We start from the raw sequence: 17237 nt of genomic DNA, 5'->3' as shown, positions 1-17237 counted from the left end.
GCAGGACGGCGGGATTGCTTTCGATGTGGTTGATGTCGTTGTAGGTATCCATTTACGCCCCATTCAGGAAATTGTCAGGAGCAGTCCGCGGGGTGTTATCCGCTGTCGCGAGACTGCTTGAGTTGAGGAGTATAGGATCGGCGGCGCGCGGAATCTTGATGCATTCATACTAGAAAACCTAGTGCAATCATCATGGTTGCGCTAACAGTGCGGCACTCGGGAAATGCAGCTTATTCCGCCTCGCCAAACGTCATCGATACGTAACCCGCCGGTCATGCGCAGGTAACACATGCTCGATAGAGTCTGGTTTTTCTTTCTTTATGGAAATGTCATGGCGCACTCAAGTCGTAGAAAATTCCTCAAAGGTTCTGTCGCGGCGATGGGAGCGACCATGCTGCCACCGGCCGTCCAGCAAGCGCTGGCGGCGCCCGCTGTCAGCGGTACGCTGGGCTCGATCGGCCACGTTGTCATCTTTTGCCAGGAGAACCGCTCCTTCGATCATTACTACGGCACCATCAAGGGCGCGCGTGGCTTCAATGACGACCACGCCGCCACCATCCAGGCCACCACGCGCAACGTCTTCAGCCAGGCTGACAGCACCGGCGCCCTGTACACGCCGTGGCGCTTGAATTCCAGCACGGCGTCGGCGCAATGGCTGTCGGATGTGCCGCATGACCTCAACACCGGCACCGCCGCCTGGAACAAGGGCCGCAGCGACAAGTGGATTCCCAACAAGGGTATGAACTCGCACACCTACATGACGCGCAGCGACCTGCCGTATCACTATGCGCTGGCCGATGCCTTCACCTTGTGCGACAACTATTTCTGCTCGGCGCGCACCTCGACCAATCCGAACCGCCTGTACCTGATGAGCGGCACTATCGATCCGCAGGGATTGAACGGCGGCCCGGCCACCACCAACGGCTTTACCTATGGCTCGCTGACCTGGCAGACTTATCCGGAAGCGTTGCAGGCGGCCGGCATCAGCTGGCGCACGTACCAGGAGGTCGACAATTACGACGACAACGCGCTGGCCTGGTTCAAGCAGTTCCAGAACCTGCCGACCAGTTCGCCGTTGTACATCAACGGCGTCCAGACCCGGGTGCTGGCGGACTTCCAGAGCGACGTCACCAACAACACTTTGCCGGCAGTCTCCTGGATCGTCGCGCCAGCAGCCAAGTCCGAGCACCCTAGCGGCTCGCCGAATGTCGGCGTCGATTATGTGAACCAGTTCCTGCAAGCGCTGGCGTCCAATCCGGCGGTGTGGGCCAAGACGGCGTTCATCTATACCTATGACGAGAATGGCGGCTTCTACGACCACGTCACCACGCCGACGCCGCCAACCGGCACCGTCAACGAATTCGTCAGCGGCGTGCCGATCGGCCTCGGCTCGCGGGTGCCGACCATCGTCTGTTCGCCCTGGAGCCGCGGCGGCTGGGTCGCCAGCGAAGTGTTCGATCACACCTCGACCATCCAGTTTCTGGAAAAATGGACCGGCGTCACCTGCCCGAACATCAGCCAGTGGCGGCGCGACATCTGCGGCGACCTGACCTCCTGCTTCGATTTCAGCGTCAGCAACGCTGCCTTTCCGGTGCTGCCGAATACCGCCGCGCTGGCGACCCTGGCCACCAGCCAGCAAAGCCTGCCGAAGCCGGTGCCGCCGGCGGCCAATACGGTCATGCCGCCTTACGAAGCAGGCCAGAAGCCGTTGCGGGTGCAACCCTACCAGCTCAACGGCTGGCTGACGCAAGACCTGGCCAACAAGCAGGTCTGGACCAACTGGAGCAATGGCGGCAGCAAACCGGCGCCGCTGCAGATCAACGTCGACAACTATCGCACCGACAATCCATGGATATATACCATGGCCGCCAACGCCACCTCGCGCGACTACTGGCATGTGATCAGCTACGGCAACGGTTACTACGACCTTGAACTGCTGGCGCCGAACCAGTTCTATCGCCGCTTCAAAGGCTATCTCAGCGCCACCGCATGGCAGGGCCAGCCGGAGCCGCAGGTGCAACTGACCAACAACGGTGTCGGTCAGACCGTGACTATCTTGTTCGACAACAGCGGCACCACCAATACCGCGGTGTTCACGCTGCTGGACCGGATCACTTCGGCCGGCACCAGCAGCCAGACCATCACGGTGGCGCCGAAGCAGACCGCGACCATCCAGTTCACCACCACCAACGGTTGGTACGACCTGAAGATCACTCTGGGCGGCGACAGCAATTTCATGCAGTCGATGGTGGGCTACACTGAAGGCCAGCAGGGTTTGACGCGGCCACCAGTGCTGCGCTGGTAAGTCAGGGAGCGGTTGAGCCTGGCGCTGTGTGAACCGCAGCGTCGGGCCGACGGCAAGTTGTGGGCTAGAGAATGAATGAGAAGACATTTGCAATCGGGATAGGCGTCGCCGGCTGTGCGTTCATCGCATTGCTGGTGTACCTGACCATGCCTGACCCGATATCGCCTTCGCAGATAGGTGTGCTTCCGGGAGGAGGAGGCGCCGTTGCGTCCGAATCTCCGGTTGCGGTGGTGCGGCCGAGCACAAGCGATGCAGTAAATAAAACAGTATCAGATTGCTCGATCGGACGTCTCGATTCGTGGCGTTTGATCAGCGTCGAGATGGGCGGCTACCGGCAAGCCGGCATCGCCGTATTCAACAATGACAAGCGCGGCTCGCTCACCGTGGTCGAGGGGCAGAATTTTGACGGCGACCTGTTGCTGGAAAAAATCGCCAGCAACTCGGTTGCGCTACGTTGCGGCCAGATGTCGCAGACCAAGGTGCTGGGCGCAAGCCGCATCTCTGTGGAAGTGCCTGCGGCGGAGGAAATGAAAACGGCGCTGCCCGATCCGTCCAACCATTAACTGTTACAAGCGTCCAGGCCGCGCACATGGAAATGCGAAGCGCGCCGTTTTTGCTGCTATCCTTGATTTTTAAAGCCCGGAGGGTACGCTCATGAAACGCTATTTTCTTGCGATTGTTGCAGCATTGGCGCTGACGTCCGCGATGGCGAGCGCGGCCTCCGCCAGTCACGAGTTTTCCAACCGGTTCCAGGCTTGCTATACCGCGGCCGATGCCGGCAGTGAATCCAAGTCGGCATGCCTGAGCGATGAATTGAATGCGCAAACCAAGGCAGCCGCCGATTCGCACACGGCCACCGTGCGAGTTTTACCGGTCGCCGAAAAGCAGCAGTTCGCGGATGACTACGTGCTGTGGAAAAAGAAGATTCTGCTGGATTGTTCGCTGTTCGCCGACAAGCAGACGGTCGCGGTGGAAAGGGAAAATACCCGGAAATACTGCCTGATCGAGCAAACGCTGGCACGCTTGAATGGCGACGACGTGATTCGGCAAAACAAAACCTTCGGCAAATAAACCGGATTGCCATCGCGCCGCATACATGACGTCGGCGGCCCGCATTACAACGTGGCCGCCGGCCGCTGCAACAAACCGTTGATCGACATCAGGCTTTGACGCCGATGATCACGTGCGAGGCCTTGAAAATCGCCACCACCTGGCTGCCGGCTGTCAAGCCCAACGCCTGCACGCTTTCCTGGGTGATGATCGCGGCTAGCGTTTCGCCGCCCTTGAGACTGACTTCGATTTCCGCATTCACCGCGCCGGGTTTGACCGCTTTCACCGTGCCGTCCAGGCGGTTACGGGTTGAGAATTTGATACCGGCGTCCGGCTTCGACAGGATCACCCATGGCGCCTTGATCAGCGCCAGCGCTTCCGAGCCGGTCTTCAAATCCAGGTACTTGGTGCTTTCGCGGGTAATCATCGCGACGATGCGGTCGCCGCCCGCGAGCGTCAGCTCGACTTCGTCGTTCACCGCGCCTGGATGGATGGCGGTTACCTTGCCGGCGAATTCATTGCGTGCACTGGTCAGCATGTTCAACTCCTTGGTTTCGTATCGAGCGCCAGGTTTGAGGACCTGGAAAAAGGGACTTTTATCATACCCCAATGCGCGCGGCCGACGTTCACAGTTGTTGTCTAGTCACTGAGCGCGCAGCGTGCCCCTGCCTGGCGGCAGGGATCCGTAACAGGGCGTTCCGCCTCACTCGTCACTCGAAAGGAAAGCGCAAGCCGGCATCTGCGCGGGCCATGTCCAGGGTGCGGATCATGGCGCGCGATAAATCGAAGTGCATGATCTCGCTACGGGTCTTCCCATCGCGCAGCAGGTCCGTGAAATGCTGGGTTTCATGGCAGAGACCATCGCCCAGATAAGCTGCCGACAAGATGTCGCTGACGCCAGACTCGCGGACCAGCAATGCCTTGCATGGATTCCACCATTTTCCTTCGATCACCAGATGCCCCTTGCTACCGCCGATCATTGCACGGCCGTCGCTGGCGCTGCGCATTCCGCAAAAGAAATTCGACATGCCATGTGCGTGCCGGGTGCTGACCACCGCCGCTTCATCAACGCCGCTGGCGCCGATATCCAGCAGCGCCTTGACTTGCAAGGCCGGCCCGAGCAAGTCGCAGGCAAGAAAAGCTGGATAGATGCCGACGTCCAGCAAGCTGCCGCCGGCCTGGGCTGGATCGAACACCTTGTGCGCACGGTCATGGAACAGGTAAGAGAAGCCGGCATCGACAAAATTGACTTCGCCGATTGCACCGTCGTCGAGCAGCATCTTGATTTGCCGGTAAAGCGGATAAAAGGCCGGCTTCATGGCTTCCATGAACAGCACTTTATGTTGCTCGGCAACCGCCAGCACCGATTCCAGCTGCGCCAGATTGGGTGCGGCCGGCTTTTCCGACAGCACCGCCAATCCGGCCTGGAGACAGGCAATTGCATAGGAAGGGTGTTCTATATGAGGCGTGGCGATATACACCGCATCGATATCGGCCTCCAGCAATGCATCCAGGCTGGCGTAACTGTGCGCCAGCTTGAAGCGCGCGGCGAATTTTTGCGCGGATTCCGGCCGCCGTGAAAATACACCGGCCAGTTCAGCGCCCCGCACATATTGAAAGTCATCGGCGAAGCGCTCGGCGATACCGCCGCTCCCTACTATTGCCCAACGAATCATTTGTGTCCCTGAGTGAGTTGTCGCCAAGGTGGAACGATAGCGCAAATCAGGGATGGCAACCAGACATGATTCATGCTGTAGCCAGCAGGCTTTGCAGAGCATGCGCAGCGATCTTGCAGTCGAATTCGACCACTTGGTAATCGACCACATCGGCCTGCACGTAGGAGTCCTGGGCTAGTAGCGCCAGTAAAGCGGGTTTCGGCATGGCGCCGGTCAGGATGATGCCGCCCAGGCCGCTCTTCTTGGGGCCGGCAAACAGGAAGCTGCCATCGTCGATATGCTGTTTGACCCAGGCGCCGTGGCTGGGGATATGCGGCTGGACGGCCGCAGGTGGCTGGCTATAGCTGATGTTCAGGATGTACATGAGGTTTTCTCCAGAGGTTGATGTAACGCCTCCAGTATGCGAAAACCTTGATGCCAGAAAAAGCCGTATATGGTTTTGTCTGTCACAAGCCGGGATGTGGAATCGGCGAGCAGGGCTTGCTTCGACAGGCTCCAAGCTGATGGTCAATCTTATGTTTCATTCACCAGCCCGGCCTCCAGCGCCCGTTCCTGGTTCTTGAAAATCGCCATGGCGGTGCTCATGCGCTTGAATCCCAGCTTTTTGTAAAATCCTTCTTTACCTGGAACCGCATAGAGAATGATCTTCTTGTGGCCGGCGGAGAAGTCTCTGAGCTGCGCGATGATGGCTTTGCCCAGCCCGGTTCCCTGGAACTCGGGATGCACCGCGACATCGCAGATATAGGAACAATCGACGCCATCGGCCAGCGCCCGGCCGACGCCCACCAGCACACCTTGATCGAAGATGAAACATTTGTACAGGCTGTTGGAAAAGGCCAGCTTCAGATCGTCCGGGTGTTTGTCGCCAAGGGGCGCAATCTTGTAAAGATGCGACAGCGCGCCCCAGTCGATTGCGGATTGCTCGTAAACCCATTCCATGTGCAGCCTCCCTTTGCATGAAGAAAATCATCAATGCCGAGACGCCACTGTATCGCCGATTGCAGTCGCCGTGAAGTACCGCCGCCGCTGAGTCAAAGCTGGTCGCGCAGGGTGATCCGGAGTTCGCGCTTGTCGGCGCCGGACCGGATCGAGACCTTGACCGTGCTGCCTGCCGGATCGTTGCGCAGGCGGCTGCGGAACGCAGACAGGTCGGTGGCGATCACCGGTTTGCCATCGACGGCGACGATCTGGTCGCCGATCTGCAAGCCGGCGGCTGCCGCCGGTCCGTTCGGCGTGACATCGACTACATCGAAAGCCTGGTCGCCGGCATTGATCCACATGCCGGAACGGTCGAACACAGCGATGTCGGGCACCGGCGTCGCACGCGGCTTGAGGTACATGACCTGGTGGCCGTAATCGAAGGTGACGACGAAGCGCTTCATGAAGCCGCTGCCGATGTTGGCCTCGAAATTGGCGTCGGAAAATGCGCCTTTGTCTTGCTGGGCCAGGCTGCTGATGAGGTTTTCCTGTCGCACGCCGCCCAACGTCAGTTCGCTGCCGCGCACCACGTACGAGCGCGACGGACCGCCCACGCCCCAGCCGTCGATGGCCAATGCGCCGTGCGGATGCGTCTCGCGCCATTTGTATCTGTCGACAAAGGGTTTGGTCAGCGTCGCTTCGGAACGCGAGCCGGTATCGATATTGAAGCGGCCGGGTACGCCGTCCACGGTGCCGGCCACCTGTACATTGTGATCGTAGAACTTGAACGGCACCGGCGTGCCTGCGGTTGCGGGCGAGAAGCTGGCGGGATCGGTCAAGGTGATGGTCTGGGCGCCGTAGTCGAAAGTGGTGACGAAGCGGCGGAACACTTCAAAGCCGATCATGCCTTCTTCCGCAAAACCTTCGACGCTGGCTGAACTGAAGTCCAGTACGAAGGCAGGCGTGTCGCGCATGGTCATGGCGCCGACTTGTATCTTGTCGACTTTGACATAGCCGGTGCTGACGGTTTTTTCGCCGGCGCCGCCGGATTGGGCATCACCTTCAGGTTTAAGGCCCAATGCCGCGGCGGTTGCCGGCGTCAGGATGTTATGGCCGCCGGTATCGAAGATGAAGCGGAACGGCCCTTTGCCATTGATGAACACGCTGGCGAAGACGTGGTTGTTGAACAGTTCGAACGGAATGGTGGTGCTGCCGCCAGGCAGACTCAGATTGCTGCGTGACCATGGTGGCGCAGCATAGGCACTTGCCGGGCGCGCCGCCAGGAATGTGGCTTGCCTGAGCGTTTGCAGTTCCGGCTCGCCGCCGGTGCCGCTATCGATCTTGACGCTGCCGGCCAGCATCACGCCGTCGACTGCGCGGTAATCGGCATAGCTGGTGGTGATGGTCAGGAACAGCTGCACTTCGACCACCCTGGCCAGCAAATGCGATTGCCGGTCGAACCAGGCTTCAAACGGCTTGCCCCCTTGAGGAAAAACCTGCAGCACCGCATAACTGCGGTCGCCGTCGTGCCAGAGACCGATGCTGCTGATTTTTGCGCCGCCGCGATCCTTGCGCCACCATGTATTGGCGTTCCGGTAAGCTTCATTGACGGCCAGCTGGATGCGGTCGCCGCCTTCTTCCGGCGTTACCGCGCCGGACTGGTCGCGCATCCATGGCAGCGTGCCGTCGAAGCCGCCGGCGCCGCTGGTCGGACCGGTATCGTAGGCGTCGATGAACCAGCCGTTGCGGGTATCGGCAAGCGAGGTGACCGTACCGCTCAGGCTGTTGCCGCGATAATCGTACAGCGCGCGCAGCGTCGCTTTGCCTTGCCAGGCGTCGCCGCCGGCAGCGGCCCGGTTGGCGGCAAGAATGTGGCTGACATTGAGTTGTGTGGCGTCACGCGACTGGGCGCTGTCGGAAGCCGGCGCGCCGGCGGTACTCTCTGCCGCGTGCAAAGGAACTGCGCATGCCAAGACACACCCCAGCACTATGGCGTTGAGATTGAGATGCCGGCTACGGTCCTGCGCGATCGAAGATTTTGGTGTTTTCATGGCCAGATGATGGCGCACCGGCGGCGGCCGTGTCTTGAACCTATTTGACCTCGCTGCGCCACGCTCCCGGCGAGCGGCCGGTGACGGCAAACACCGTGCGCGTCATGTGCGACTGGTCGGCAAAGCCGCAATCGATGGCGATATCCGGCAGCGATTTCTCACCGCCGACGATGCGGCGCCAGGCTAGCCGTCCGCGCAGTTGCGCGCGATAGGCCGACGGGCTGACGCCGAACACTTTATGAAAGCCGCGTGAAACGGTGGCGTCGGCCAGGCCCTGCGCCTGTGCCCAGTGCTGCAGTCTCAGGTGCGGATCTCGCGCCAGGTCGGCGGCCAGCTGCTCCGGCCAGTCGGCCGCAGGCAAGGGGGCGGCGCACATGGTGGACAGCACGAAAGCCGCTGCCTCGCGCGGATCGCGTTCAGCCAGCCGCGCCGCGGTATCCGGATCGGCGATCCGCATTAAAGGCGCTGCCGGTTCTTGCCAGGTATTCAGGGGAATGTTCAGTATCAGCGAGCTGGCGGAGAGATAGCGGTTGAGGTGCGCCTCGAATGCGCCATGCACCACGATATCGCCTGCGCCGACCTGGAAGCGGCCGCGATCGCCGGCTTCTTCATAGCTGCCGGAGAGGACCAGCGCCAGGTAGCTGGCGTCATGCCGATGGCGCGGCATGAGATGGTCGCCGCGCTGGAATTGTAATTGACAGGGTACCGGACTAAAACAGGTCGCACTCACATCAGCCTCGCCGCAAAAGGGTAAAGGTAGCCGTTTTTATTGACTGTAAACTTTACAACGAGCAATTAGTGTAGCAGCCCCGGGTTTGCCTATCCCGACTTTTTACTTGCCTTGCTTGCGGGCGATGCGCTCCTGCATCGCCAGGCCGGCTGCGGGGCCGGCGCCGATCAAGTACTGCTTTTCGTTGATGGGCTGGCCGCGAGCGACGTCGTACAGCACCGGCTCGACCTTGTCGCCGCTGCTGGCGTCGAGCAGCACTACACTTTCGCCTTCCGGCGCGAAATGCTTGTTGCCCCAGGTGAGCAGGGCCAGCAGCACCGGGCGGAAATCGCGGCCGCGCGGGGTCAGCAGGTATTCATGGCGAGGCGGCTTTTCGCAGTAAAGATGCCGTTCCAGCAAGCCTTCTTCCACCAGCGCGTTAAGGCGGCGGGTCAGCATGTTGGGAGCGATATCCAGGCTTTTCTGGAATTCGTCGAAGCGGGTCAGGCCATAGAAGGCGTCGCGCAGGATCAGGATGCTCCACCATTCGCCGACCCGTTCCAGGCTGCGGGCGATGGGGCATTGCATGTTGCCGAAGCTCTTTCGTTGCATGATGGTTATCCTTTTCCTATGCTTAAGACTTTCAATATGATAGCAACTGCGGCCGTCATCAGGTGCGATTCCTCAAGCGCTCGCGTCTGGGTACCGGATTGAAGACCCTTAGCGGTCCAGCGGCGCCAGGTAGATGCCGCCGGTCAGGCCTTGCTTGCCGGTGCGAGTGATGTCATTGGCCAGTATTTCCTCCTGCCAGGCTTCGATGCCGGCCACGGTCAGTGCCGGCGACGAAAACGACGGCGTCTTTGATTTTCATGACGAGTTTCCTTTATCTCTATGCCGGTTAAAGCAAGAACAGCGCGTGTGCGGCGATTGGTGCAAATAAAAACGTCATGATTCAATCAACCAATCAATCAGTCAATCAATGGGCATCCGCGGACGGCGCCTTGGGTGGCGCGACCCTACGCATCAGCGGCACCATCGCGGTGGCGATCACGAAGCAGACCATGATAGCCAGGAAGGTATCGGCGAAGGTCAGCGTCAAGGCTTCCCGGTAAGTCAGATTCCATAGCAGCCGCAGCGCCCCTGATTCGCCTACCAGCGGATTGCTGCCGACGTTTTGCAACAGCGTGTTGGTGGCGTCGTTGCTGCGCGTCAGGTGCTCTGCCAGACGGTAGAAGTGCAGGTTGGTGCGGTCATTGAGGATGGTGGCGCACACCGCGATGCCGATCGCGCCGCCCAGGTTGCGCATCAGATTGAACAAGCCCGAAGCCAGCCGCAGCCGTTCCATCGCCAGCCCGCCCAGCGTCAGCGTAACGATAGGCGGTATCGCGAACTGCTGGCCTATGCCGCGCAAAGCCTGCGGCAACAGCAATTCCGCGGCGCTCCAGTCGTGCGTGATGGGCGTAAACTGCCACATCGACAGCGCAAAGCAAGCCAGCCCGAACATCATCAGCCAGCGCAGATCGACCCGGTTGGCAAAGACGGCGTAGACCGGGATCGAGAGGATCTGGAACACACCGGTGGAAAACACCGCCATGCCGATCTGCAAGGCGCTATAGCCCTGGACCCGGCCCAGGAATACCGGCGTCAGGTAAATAGTGGAGAAAATGCCAACTCCGGTGATGAAGGAAAAGAAGCAGCCGAGTGCGAAGTTGCGGTCCTTCAGCGCGCGCAGGTCGACCACCGGATATTGGTAGCTGAGGCTGCGCCAGACGAACAGCACACTGGCGACGGCGGAAATCCAGGCGGTGGCGGTAATCACCGGATCACCCAGCCAGTCCAGGCGCGGGCCTTCTTCCAAGGTATATTCCAGGCAGCCAAGAAACAAGGCCATCAGCGCCATGCCCAGGTAATCGGCATTGCGCAATAGCGACCAGTCTGCACGGTCGACCTTGACCAGCAGCGGCACGGCGACGGCGACGAAAATGCCAGGCGCCAGATTAATGAAGAACAGCCAGTGCCACGAATAGTTAACGGTAATCCAGCCGCCCACCGACGGCCCCAGCGTTGGCGCCAGCGAAGCGATGGCGCCGATGGTGGCTGCTGCAATCACCCGCTGCGAACCGCTGAAAAAGGTAAACGCCATGGTGAACACCAGCGGAATCATCGAGCCGCCAAGGAAGCCCTGCAGGGCGCGGAACAGAATCATGCTCTGGATATTCCAGGCCACGGCGCACAGCAAGCTGGCGATGGTGAAGCCGGCCGCCGAAATGCTGAACAGCCAGCGCGTCGACATCACGCGCGACATCCAGCCCGATAAAGGGATGACGATAATCTCGGCGATCAGGTAGCTGGTCTGGACCCACACCGTCTCGTCGGCGCCGGCCGACAAGCCGCCGCCGATTTCACGCAGTGAAGCCGAGACGATCTGGATGTCGATCAGCGCGATGAACATGCCGACGCACATGGTGCCGAAGGCGAACAGCTTGGCCATCATGGCCATCTCGGACGGCGGGATCAGCTGCAATGGGGCGCTGCGCATGGTTACTGTTTCCGGTTGCTACGCGCATCGACTTGCGCCAGCACCGACAAGCCGGGCCGCAACATGCCGAGCACGCCGTCGGCCTCATCCAGCACGATGCGCACCGGCACCCGCTGCACGATCTTGGTGAAATTGCCGGTAGCGTTTTCCGGCGGCAGCACGCTGAACTGGGCGCCGGTAGCCGGCGCCATGCTGGCGACGTGGCCATGCAGACGGCGGCCCGGCATCACATCCGCCTCAATGGTGGCCGGCAAGCCGGGCTGCATGCGAGCCAGCTGGCTTTCCTTGAAATTGGCGTCCACCCACAGGCCGCGGGCCGGCACGATAGACATCATGTGAGTACCCACTGCGGCGTAGGAGCCCGTCCGCGCGTAGCGATTGCCGATGGTGCCATCGATAGGCGCACGCATTTCGGTATAGCCGAGATTGAGTTTGGCGATGTTGAGTTCGGCGTTTGCCTGCCCCAGCGCCGCCATGGCTTGCTGGCGGCGGCTGGCGATCACATCCAGTTCGCGTTCGGCCGCCACTTGCACCGCTTGCGCTTTATGGCCGTTGGCCAGCGCCTGCTGGTAGTCGGCGTCGGCCCGTTGTGCGCTTTGCACGGAGACTGCGGCCTTGGCCGACAGGTTCTGGTAACGCTGCTGATCGTTGTGCGAACGCATGGTTTCCGCCGAACTTGCGGCGACGCCGGCACGGGTTTGCGCAATCACCGCCTGTTGCAAATTACGCGTCGCCTCCAGGTTGGCCAGCAGCGCCTGTTGCGCCGCCACTGCGGCTTCGGCCTTGGCCAGCGCAGCGCGGTAGTCGCGGTCATCGAGTTTGACCAGCAAATCGCCGGCATGCACGGCCTGGTTGTCGCTGACCGCGGCCGAAACGATATAGCCGGGCACCTTGGGGCTGATCACGGTAATGTCGCCGCCGACGTAAGCATCATCGGTGTCTTCCATGAAGCGGCCGTTTTCCCACCAGTGCCAGCCATACGCGGCAGAGCCAAGTCCGGCCACGATCGCGACGCAGGTAATCAGCCGCACCTTGCCGCTCAGCCGGTTCCGTTTTGCCGGCGCCACAACTGTACCTGCCTGCCCAGTTACCGCATTTGTCATGACTACTGCTCCCTATTAATAAACATCGGATAGACACCGTCCGTAGACAGTGTGAAAAGCTTGCTTAACGCCGCTCCGGGGAGGGCGCACCCTGACCTGCGTTTACGGCATCTGGCCCGATAAAACGCACATCCCAAAAACAACTTGCTTTCATCATGAAAGTCACTTTACACTTGTGACTATTGTTATGCAAGTTACTTGGTAAAACTTTTCCGCGGGAAAAATAAAGGAAGTACCACATGGCAAGCCAATCAGTCGCACTGTTATCACGCCGGCCCGGAAAACTGATCGCCGCGGCGCTATCGCTGGCGCTCGCCGCCTGCGCCGTCGGGCCTGATTATGTAAAGCCCGGCTCGGACATGCCGGCGGCTTTCCAGCATGCCGCGCCAGCGACCGCCAGCGCGCCGCCGGCGCTGGAAGTCTGGTGGAGCTACTTCAACGATCCGGTCCTGACGCAGATCATCGAACGGGTACTGGCGCAGAATCTGGACCTGGCGGCTTCTCTGGCGCGGGTCGAACAGGCGCGCGCGGTTGCCCGTTTATCGAATGCTGCGCTGCTGCCGATCGGCAGCGTCACCGCCCAAGTGGCCAAACAGCATCAGTCATTGCAAAGCGAACTTGGCGAGCTGGCCAGCCCGCATCCCGGTTATCAGCGCAACGCCACCTTGTATAGCGCAGGCGTCGGCGCCAGCTGGGAAGCCGATCTGGGCGGCGGCTTGCATCGCGGCCTGGAAGCCGACACCGCCGAAGCGCAAGCTGCGGCAGCCGACCATTTGGGGGTGCGGGTAACGGTTGCCGCGGAAGCGGCCGATGCCTATTTCCGGGTACGCGGCGCGCAGACCAGAATGATGCTGGCCGCCGCCGAGCTGAAGGCCGACAACGACCTGCTCGAGCTGGTCAAATTGCGTCTGAAAGAAGGCATGGCCACCGAGCGCGAACAAGCCCAGGCCGAAGCGCGCGTGGCGCAGGTCAAAGCGACCATTCCACCGCTGCGCTCGGAACGCGCGATCCAGCTGAACCGGCTCGATGTGTTGATGGGCGCCCAGCCCGGCACCTATGCCGGCGAATTGATTGCCGCAACTATCGAGGCTGCAATCCCGCCGCTGGCGGTCGCCCTGAAACCGGAACAACTGCTGCGCCGCCGGCCCGACGTGATCGCCGCTGAACGGCGGCTGGCCGCATCCAACGCCCGCATCGGCGTCGCCATCGCCGAGTATTATCCGAAATTCTCGTTATCGGCGTTGCTTGGTTTTGAAAGCCTGAGCAGCGCCACGCCATCCGCGGCCAGTTTCCAGCCGCTGGCGCTGGTCGGCTTGCGCTGGCGTCTGTTCGATTTCGATCGGGTCGACGCTGAAGTGGCGCGCGCCAAAGGCGTCAATGCCGAAGCGTTGGCACACTATCGGCAAGCGATGTTGCGGGCCACCGAAGACGTCGAGAACGCACTGGTGATGCAAACCGAACTGGAGGCGGAACGCCAGGAATTGCTGCGCGAGGTGGCGGCCGATGTGCGGGCCCGGGATTCGTCGGAAGACGCCTACAAGGGCGGCGCCACCGGTCTGACCGAAGTGCTGGAGCAGGACCGCCAGCTGCTGGCGGCGCGGGATCAGCTGGCGCAGGCGCAAACCGGCAGCGGGCGGGCGGTGGTGGCGACTTTCCGGGCGCTGGGCGGGGGCTGGTGAGGCATCACGAGCCAGGTGTCGAACCTTCATCATCTTGCTCTTACCTCATGCTGCTCTTGCCTGCAGGTTTGCCATGGCCAATGACAATTTCTCAGACAGTTGCCAGTGCGCTTCATGCACCGACTGCGCCACGGATTCCGGACCGAAGACGAGGCCTTGCAGCGGGAAAAAGTGCACATCGCTGATGCCTATCGACGCCAGCGCGTAGCGCAGATACGGCGTCAGAAAATCGGCCTGTTTCGCATGCTCTCCCGCATGAAAACCGCCAGAACTCACCAGTACAAAGGTCGGCAGGTCTCGCATCAACCCTACCTTGCCCTGCGGCGTCGAGTGGAAGCTGCGATTGATGCGTATCACATGATCGATCCATAGTTTGAGCGCCGCCGGCACGGTAAAGTTGTGCATCGGCGTGACGATGAACAGCATATCGTGTTGTTCCAGTTCGGTGATCAGGCGCTCCGACCAATCGAATGCTTGCGCATCGCGTGCAGTCTGCGAAGTTACGGCGATGGCGTAATCGCGGCAGATTGGCGGGATAGGCGACTGCACCAGGTCGCGTTCGGTGATCCGCGCCTTGGCCATGCCTGATGCGGCAATCGCTTCCGTTGCAAGACGATAACCATGGCTCGCGGTGCTGTGCGGGCCGCTGTTCAATAGCAAAATGCGTGTCATGTCCTTGCTTCCTGTGGTAGTGGTTCGACGAAATGCATGCCAGTTGCAAGCAGTCCGTGGCGGAAATAAAAGCGTTGCGCAAGCGCCATATGCAATCCGGTATCCAGTACAAAATGACGGCAGTCCAGCGCGACAGCTTGTTGCCGTGCCGCTTGCAACAAGCGTTCGCCGATCCCCGCGCGATGCAACGATGCGGTCACCACCAGATCATCGACATAAATGAAATGGCCGTACAGCAAATTGTCTTGCAGCCGATAACCGGCAAGCCCGACGATTGCGCCACCGCTCCATGCCGCAAGCAAGCGATACCCCTGCGTCCGTTGCTGCGCGATCTGTGCGGCGTATGCTGCGCGATCGTTCAGATGCGGCCGTAGTTCCTGCATTACTGAAAACGAAGTATCCAGATCGGCGTCGCTTTCGATGTGCTTGATCGCAATCTGAGACTGCATGCATTTCTCCAAAAGATGAGCGCTGCACTATCGTTGTGCTGACAACGGGCGGCGGATTTGCCTATTAAGCGGTGGCAAGTGCTGCCAATTACGATGGCATCTTGCGGAATGCGATCGCAAACCGGTTCCAGCTGTTGATCGATGTGACGAGCAATGTCAGTTCAACCAGTTCGGCATCGGTGAAATGCGGGCGGACTACATCCCACACCGCATCCGGCACGTGGTTTTGCGAGACCAGCGTCAGCGATTCCGTCCATTCCAGTGCGGCGCGCTCGCGTTCGCTGAAGAATGGGGTTTCACGCCAGGCGGCGACGGTAGCCATGCGACGTTCCGACTCGCCGGCCTTGCGGGCGTCGATCACATGCATGTCGAGGCAGAATGCACAGCCATTGATTTGCGATGCACGCAGGCGTACCAGCTCTTTGAGTAAGATATCCAGTGTGCCTTTGGCGATCTGGGTTTCAATACCAATCATTGCCTTCATGGCATCTTTGTCGGTGTAGAAGTCGAGGCGGGTTTGCATTTTGAGGCTCCTATCTCAGGTTAATCAGGTTAAAAGTGGTGTTTCTCTGAGGCGTAGTATGCGGATATCATGGCCAAGTAAGAAGAGCCAAGAAATGTAAAAGGGACTAGTCCATGAAAATCGTCAAACCTGAACTGGACCTGCGCGTTGACCGCGCACTGGAATTGCCCATGTACCTGCAGATATGCCAGCGTTTCAAGACGGCGATCGAGCAGGGGCACCTGCGCGCGGGTGATCGCGTGCCGGCGGTACGTGCACTGGCGACCGAGCTCAATCTGGCGCGCGGCACGGTGGAAATGGCGTATCGCATCCTGGCGGACGAAGGATATCTGCAAGTCAGGGGCGCGGCTGGCACGGTGGTCTCGCCGTCTTTGCCACAGCCGGCAATCCTCAAGCCGCAAGTGGCGTTGGCCGGACAAGCGCAACCAGCCGTCACCGATCATGACGGCAAGGCGCCCAGGCCTTTGCAGATGGGTTTGCCCGCGCTCGACGCATTCCCGCGCAAGGTATGGAACCGGCTGGTCGGGCATCGGCTGCGCGGCAGCGAGCTGGCCCGGCTGGGCTTTCCCGACCCGGTCGGCTATGACCGTTTGCGTGAAAGGATCGCAACGTATCTGGGTGTGTCGCGCGGTGTGGCTTGTTTGCCGGAGCAGGTGTTCATCACCACCGGCTTGCATAACACGATGGAACTGACGTTAAGGAGTCTTTCAATTGCCGGCGACGCCCTCTGGTTTGAAGATCCCGGCTATATTCTTGCGCGCCTGTTCCTGCAAAACGCCGCCATCAAGTTGGTGCCGGTGCCGGTCGATGACAACGGCTTGATGGTCGAAGCAGGCAAACGTCTCAGCCCTTCCGCAAAATTCGCGCTGGTCACGCCGTCGCACCAAAGCCCGCTTGGCGTGACGTTGTCGCTGGAACGCCGGATGGCGCTTCTGGAGTGGGCCGACAAAGCCGGCAGCTGGATCATCGAGGACGACTACGATAGCGAATTCCGCTATCAGGGGCGACCGCTGCCGGCGCTGAAAAGCCTCGACCGCAATGACCGCGTCATTTACAGCGGCACCTTCAGCAAGGCCATGTTTCCGGGCTTAAGGCTGGCTTACGTCGTCGTACCGCTCAGCGCGGTGGCGCGCTTCCAGGCTGTCTCTTACAACATCAACTCAGGTTGTCCATACCTGTTCCAGGCAAGCGTCGCCGACTTCATGGCGGAAGGCCATTTCTCGCGCCACCTGAAAAAAATGCGCCTGTTGTACGCACAACGCCGTGCACTGACGCAGCGCGTTTTTCAGGAAGTACTGGGTGACCGCATCAGGATAGATCTGCAAGCTGGAGGTTTGCATATGCTGGCCAAGCTGGCTGCTCACGAAGACGACATCACGCTGGCTGAGCGCGCGCATGCCGCCGGCCTTGCCTTGAATCCTTTATCGCGCTGGTACATCAAAGCGAAGCCGCGACAAGGCTTGTTGCTGGGTTTTGCCAATGTGATTGATGAGAAGGATGCGCTACGTCTGGCGTTGAAACTCAGGGAAGCAATAACATAAAATACGCAATATCTGAGCTGGC

At 60.4% G+C, this 17237-nt stretch carries 17 protein-coding genes; 5 read left to right on the top strand and 12 right to left on the bottom strand.

Annotation, left to right across the window (positions count from 1 at the left end):
* The first annotated feature begins 331 nt into the window (after positions 1 to 331).
* The 3 genes from ABI171_RS06230 (at position 332) to ABI171_RS06220 (ending at position 3376) form a co-directional block, all read left to right on the top strand.
* Entirely contained in the window at positions 332 to 2305 is a 1974-nt protein-coding gene (locus tag ABI171_RS06230; RefSeq protein ID WP_348091731.1) for a phospholipase C, phosphocholine-specific, read from the top strand.
* Positions 2306 to 2376: 71 nt separating this feature from the next.
* Entirely contained in the window at positions 2377 to 2868 is a 492-nt protein-coding gene (locus ABI171_RS06225; protein WP_348091730.1) for a hypothetical protein, read from the top strand.
* A 91-nt stretch (positions 2869 to 2959) separates the two neighbouring features.
* A complete protein-coding gene (locus ABI171_RS06220) occupies positions 2960 to 3376 on the top strand; it encodes a hypothetical protein (protein ID WP_348091729.1) in 417 nt (138 codons plus the stop codon).
* 88 nt (positions 3377 to 3464) lie between these two features.
* Here the strand turns inward: ABI171_RS06220 and ABI171_RS06215 are convergent, their stop codons facing one another.
* The 9 genes from ABI171_RS06215 to ABI171_RS06175 form a co-directional block, all read right to left on the bottom strand.
* A complete protein-coding gene (locus ABI171_RS06215) occupies positions 3465 to 3893 on the bottom strand; it encodes a TOBE domain-containing protein (RefSeq protein ID WP_348091728.1) in 429 nt (142 codons plus the stop codon).
* Between the two features lie 172 nt (positions 3894 to 4065).
* Complete coding sequence (locus ABI171_RS06210; RefSeq protein ID WP_348091727.1) at positions 4066 to 5031, bottom strand: Gfo/Idh/MocA family oxidoreductase; 966 nt, start codon at positions 5029 to 5031, stop codon at positions 4066 to 4068.
* 70 nt (positions 5032 to 5101) lie between these two features.
* Positions 5102 to 5395: a YciI family protein gene (locus ABI171_RS06205; RefSeq protein WP_348091726.1), complete on the bottom strand. Its 294-nt coding sequence runs from the start codon at positions 5393 to 5395 to the stop codon at positions 5102 to 5104.
* A gap of 149 nt (positions 5396 to 5544) precedes the next feature.
* Entirely contained in the window at positions 5545 to 5970 is a 426-nt protein-coding gene (locus tag ABI171_RS06200) for a GNAT family N-acetyltransferase (protein WP_348091725.1), read from the bottom strand.
* Between the two features lie 92 nt (positions 5971 to 6062).
* Positions 6063 to 8000, bottom strand: coding sequence for an aspartyl protease family protein (locus ABI171_RS06195; protein WP_348091724.1), 1938 nt, complete (start codon positions 7998 to 8000; stop codon positions 6063 to 6065).
* Between the two features lie 40 nt (positions 8001 to 8040).
* Entirely contained in the window at positions 8041 to 8667 is a 627-nt protein-coding gene (locus ABI171_RS06190; protein WP_348091723.1) for an AraC family transcriptional regulator, read from the bottom strand.
* Positions 8668 to 8832: 165 nt separating this feature from the next.
* Positions 8833 to 9321, bottom strand: a complete 489-nt coding sequence (locus tag ABI171_RS06185; RefSeq protein WP_348091722.1) for a helix-turn-helix domain-containing protein — start codon at positions 9319 to 9321, stop codon at positions 8833 to 8835.
* A 364-nt stretch (positions 9322 to 9685) separates the two neighbouring features.
* On the bottom strand, positions 9686 to 11248 hold the full coding sequence (locus ABI171_RS06180; protein WP_348091721.1) for a DHA2 family efflux MFS transporter permease subunit: 1563 nt from the start codon (positions 11246 to 11248) through the stop codon (positions 9686 to 9688).
* 2 nt (positions 11249 to 11250) lie between these two features.
* The gene (locus tag ABI171_RS06175; protein ID WP_348091720.1) at positions 11251 to 12351 is read right to left on the bottom strand and encodes an HlyD family secretion protein; all 1101 of its coding nucleotides are present in this window, start codon (positions 12349 to 12351) and stop codon (positions 11251 to 11253) included.
* Between the two features lie 239 nt (positions 12352 to 12590).
* Between ABI171_RS06175 and ABI171_RS06170 the strand changes: the two genes are divergently transcribed.
* Entirely contained in the window at positions 12591 to 14030 is a 1440-nt protein-coding gene (locus ABI171_RS06170) for an efflux transporter outer membrane subunit (RefSeq protein WP_348091719.1), read from the top strand.
* Positions 14031 to 14075: 45 nt separating this feature from the next.
* Here ABI171_RS06170 and ABI171_RS06165 read toward each other — a convergent pair whose 3' ends face one another.
* From ABI171_RS06165 to ABI171_RS06155, 3 genes are all read right to left on the bottom strand, one after another.
* A complete protein-coding gene (locus tag ABI171_RS06165; protein ID WP_348091718.1) occupies positions 14076 to 14702 on the bottom strand; it encodes an NAD(P)H-dependent oxidoreductase in 627 nt (208 codons plus the stop codon).
* The gene (locus ABI171_RS06160; protein ID WP_348091717.1) at positions 14699 to 15151 is read right to left on the bottom strand and encodes a GNAT family N-acetyltransferase; all 453 of its coding nucleotides are present in this window, start codon (positions 15149 to 15151) and stop codon (positions 14699 to 14701) included. The genes ABI171_RS06165 and ABI171_RS06160 overlap by 4 nt, the downstream gene beginning before the upstream one ends.
* Before the next feature lie 88 nt (positions 15152 to 15239).
* Positions 15240 to 15674, bottom strand: a complete 435-nt coding sequence (locus ABI171_RS06155; RefSeq protein WP_348091716.1) for a carboxymuconolactone decarboxylase family protein — start codon at positions 15672 to 15674, stop codon at positions 15240 to 15242.
* A 113-nt stretch (positions 15675 to 15787) separates the two neighbouring features.
* On the opposite strand from ABI171_RS06155, the gene ABI171_RS06150 reads away from it, so the two are divergent.
* Positions 15788 to 17215 (top strand): PLP-dependent aminotransferase family protein, encoded by a 1428-nt coding sequence (locus ABI171_RS06150; protein ID WP_348091715.1) that lies wholly within the window; start codon positions 15788 to 15790, stop codon positions 17213 to 17215.
* The last annotated feature ends 22 nt before the right edge of the window (positions 17216 to 17237 follow it).

Source organism: Collimonas sp. (genome assembly GCF_039923675.1).
Lineage (GTDB): Bacteria > Pseudomonadota > Gammaproteobacteria > Burkholderiales > Burkholderiaceae_D > Collimonas.
This window is presented reverse-complemented; position numbering and strand designations above follow the sequence as displayed.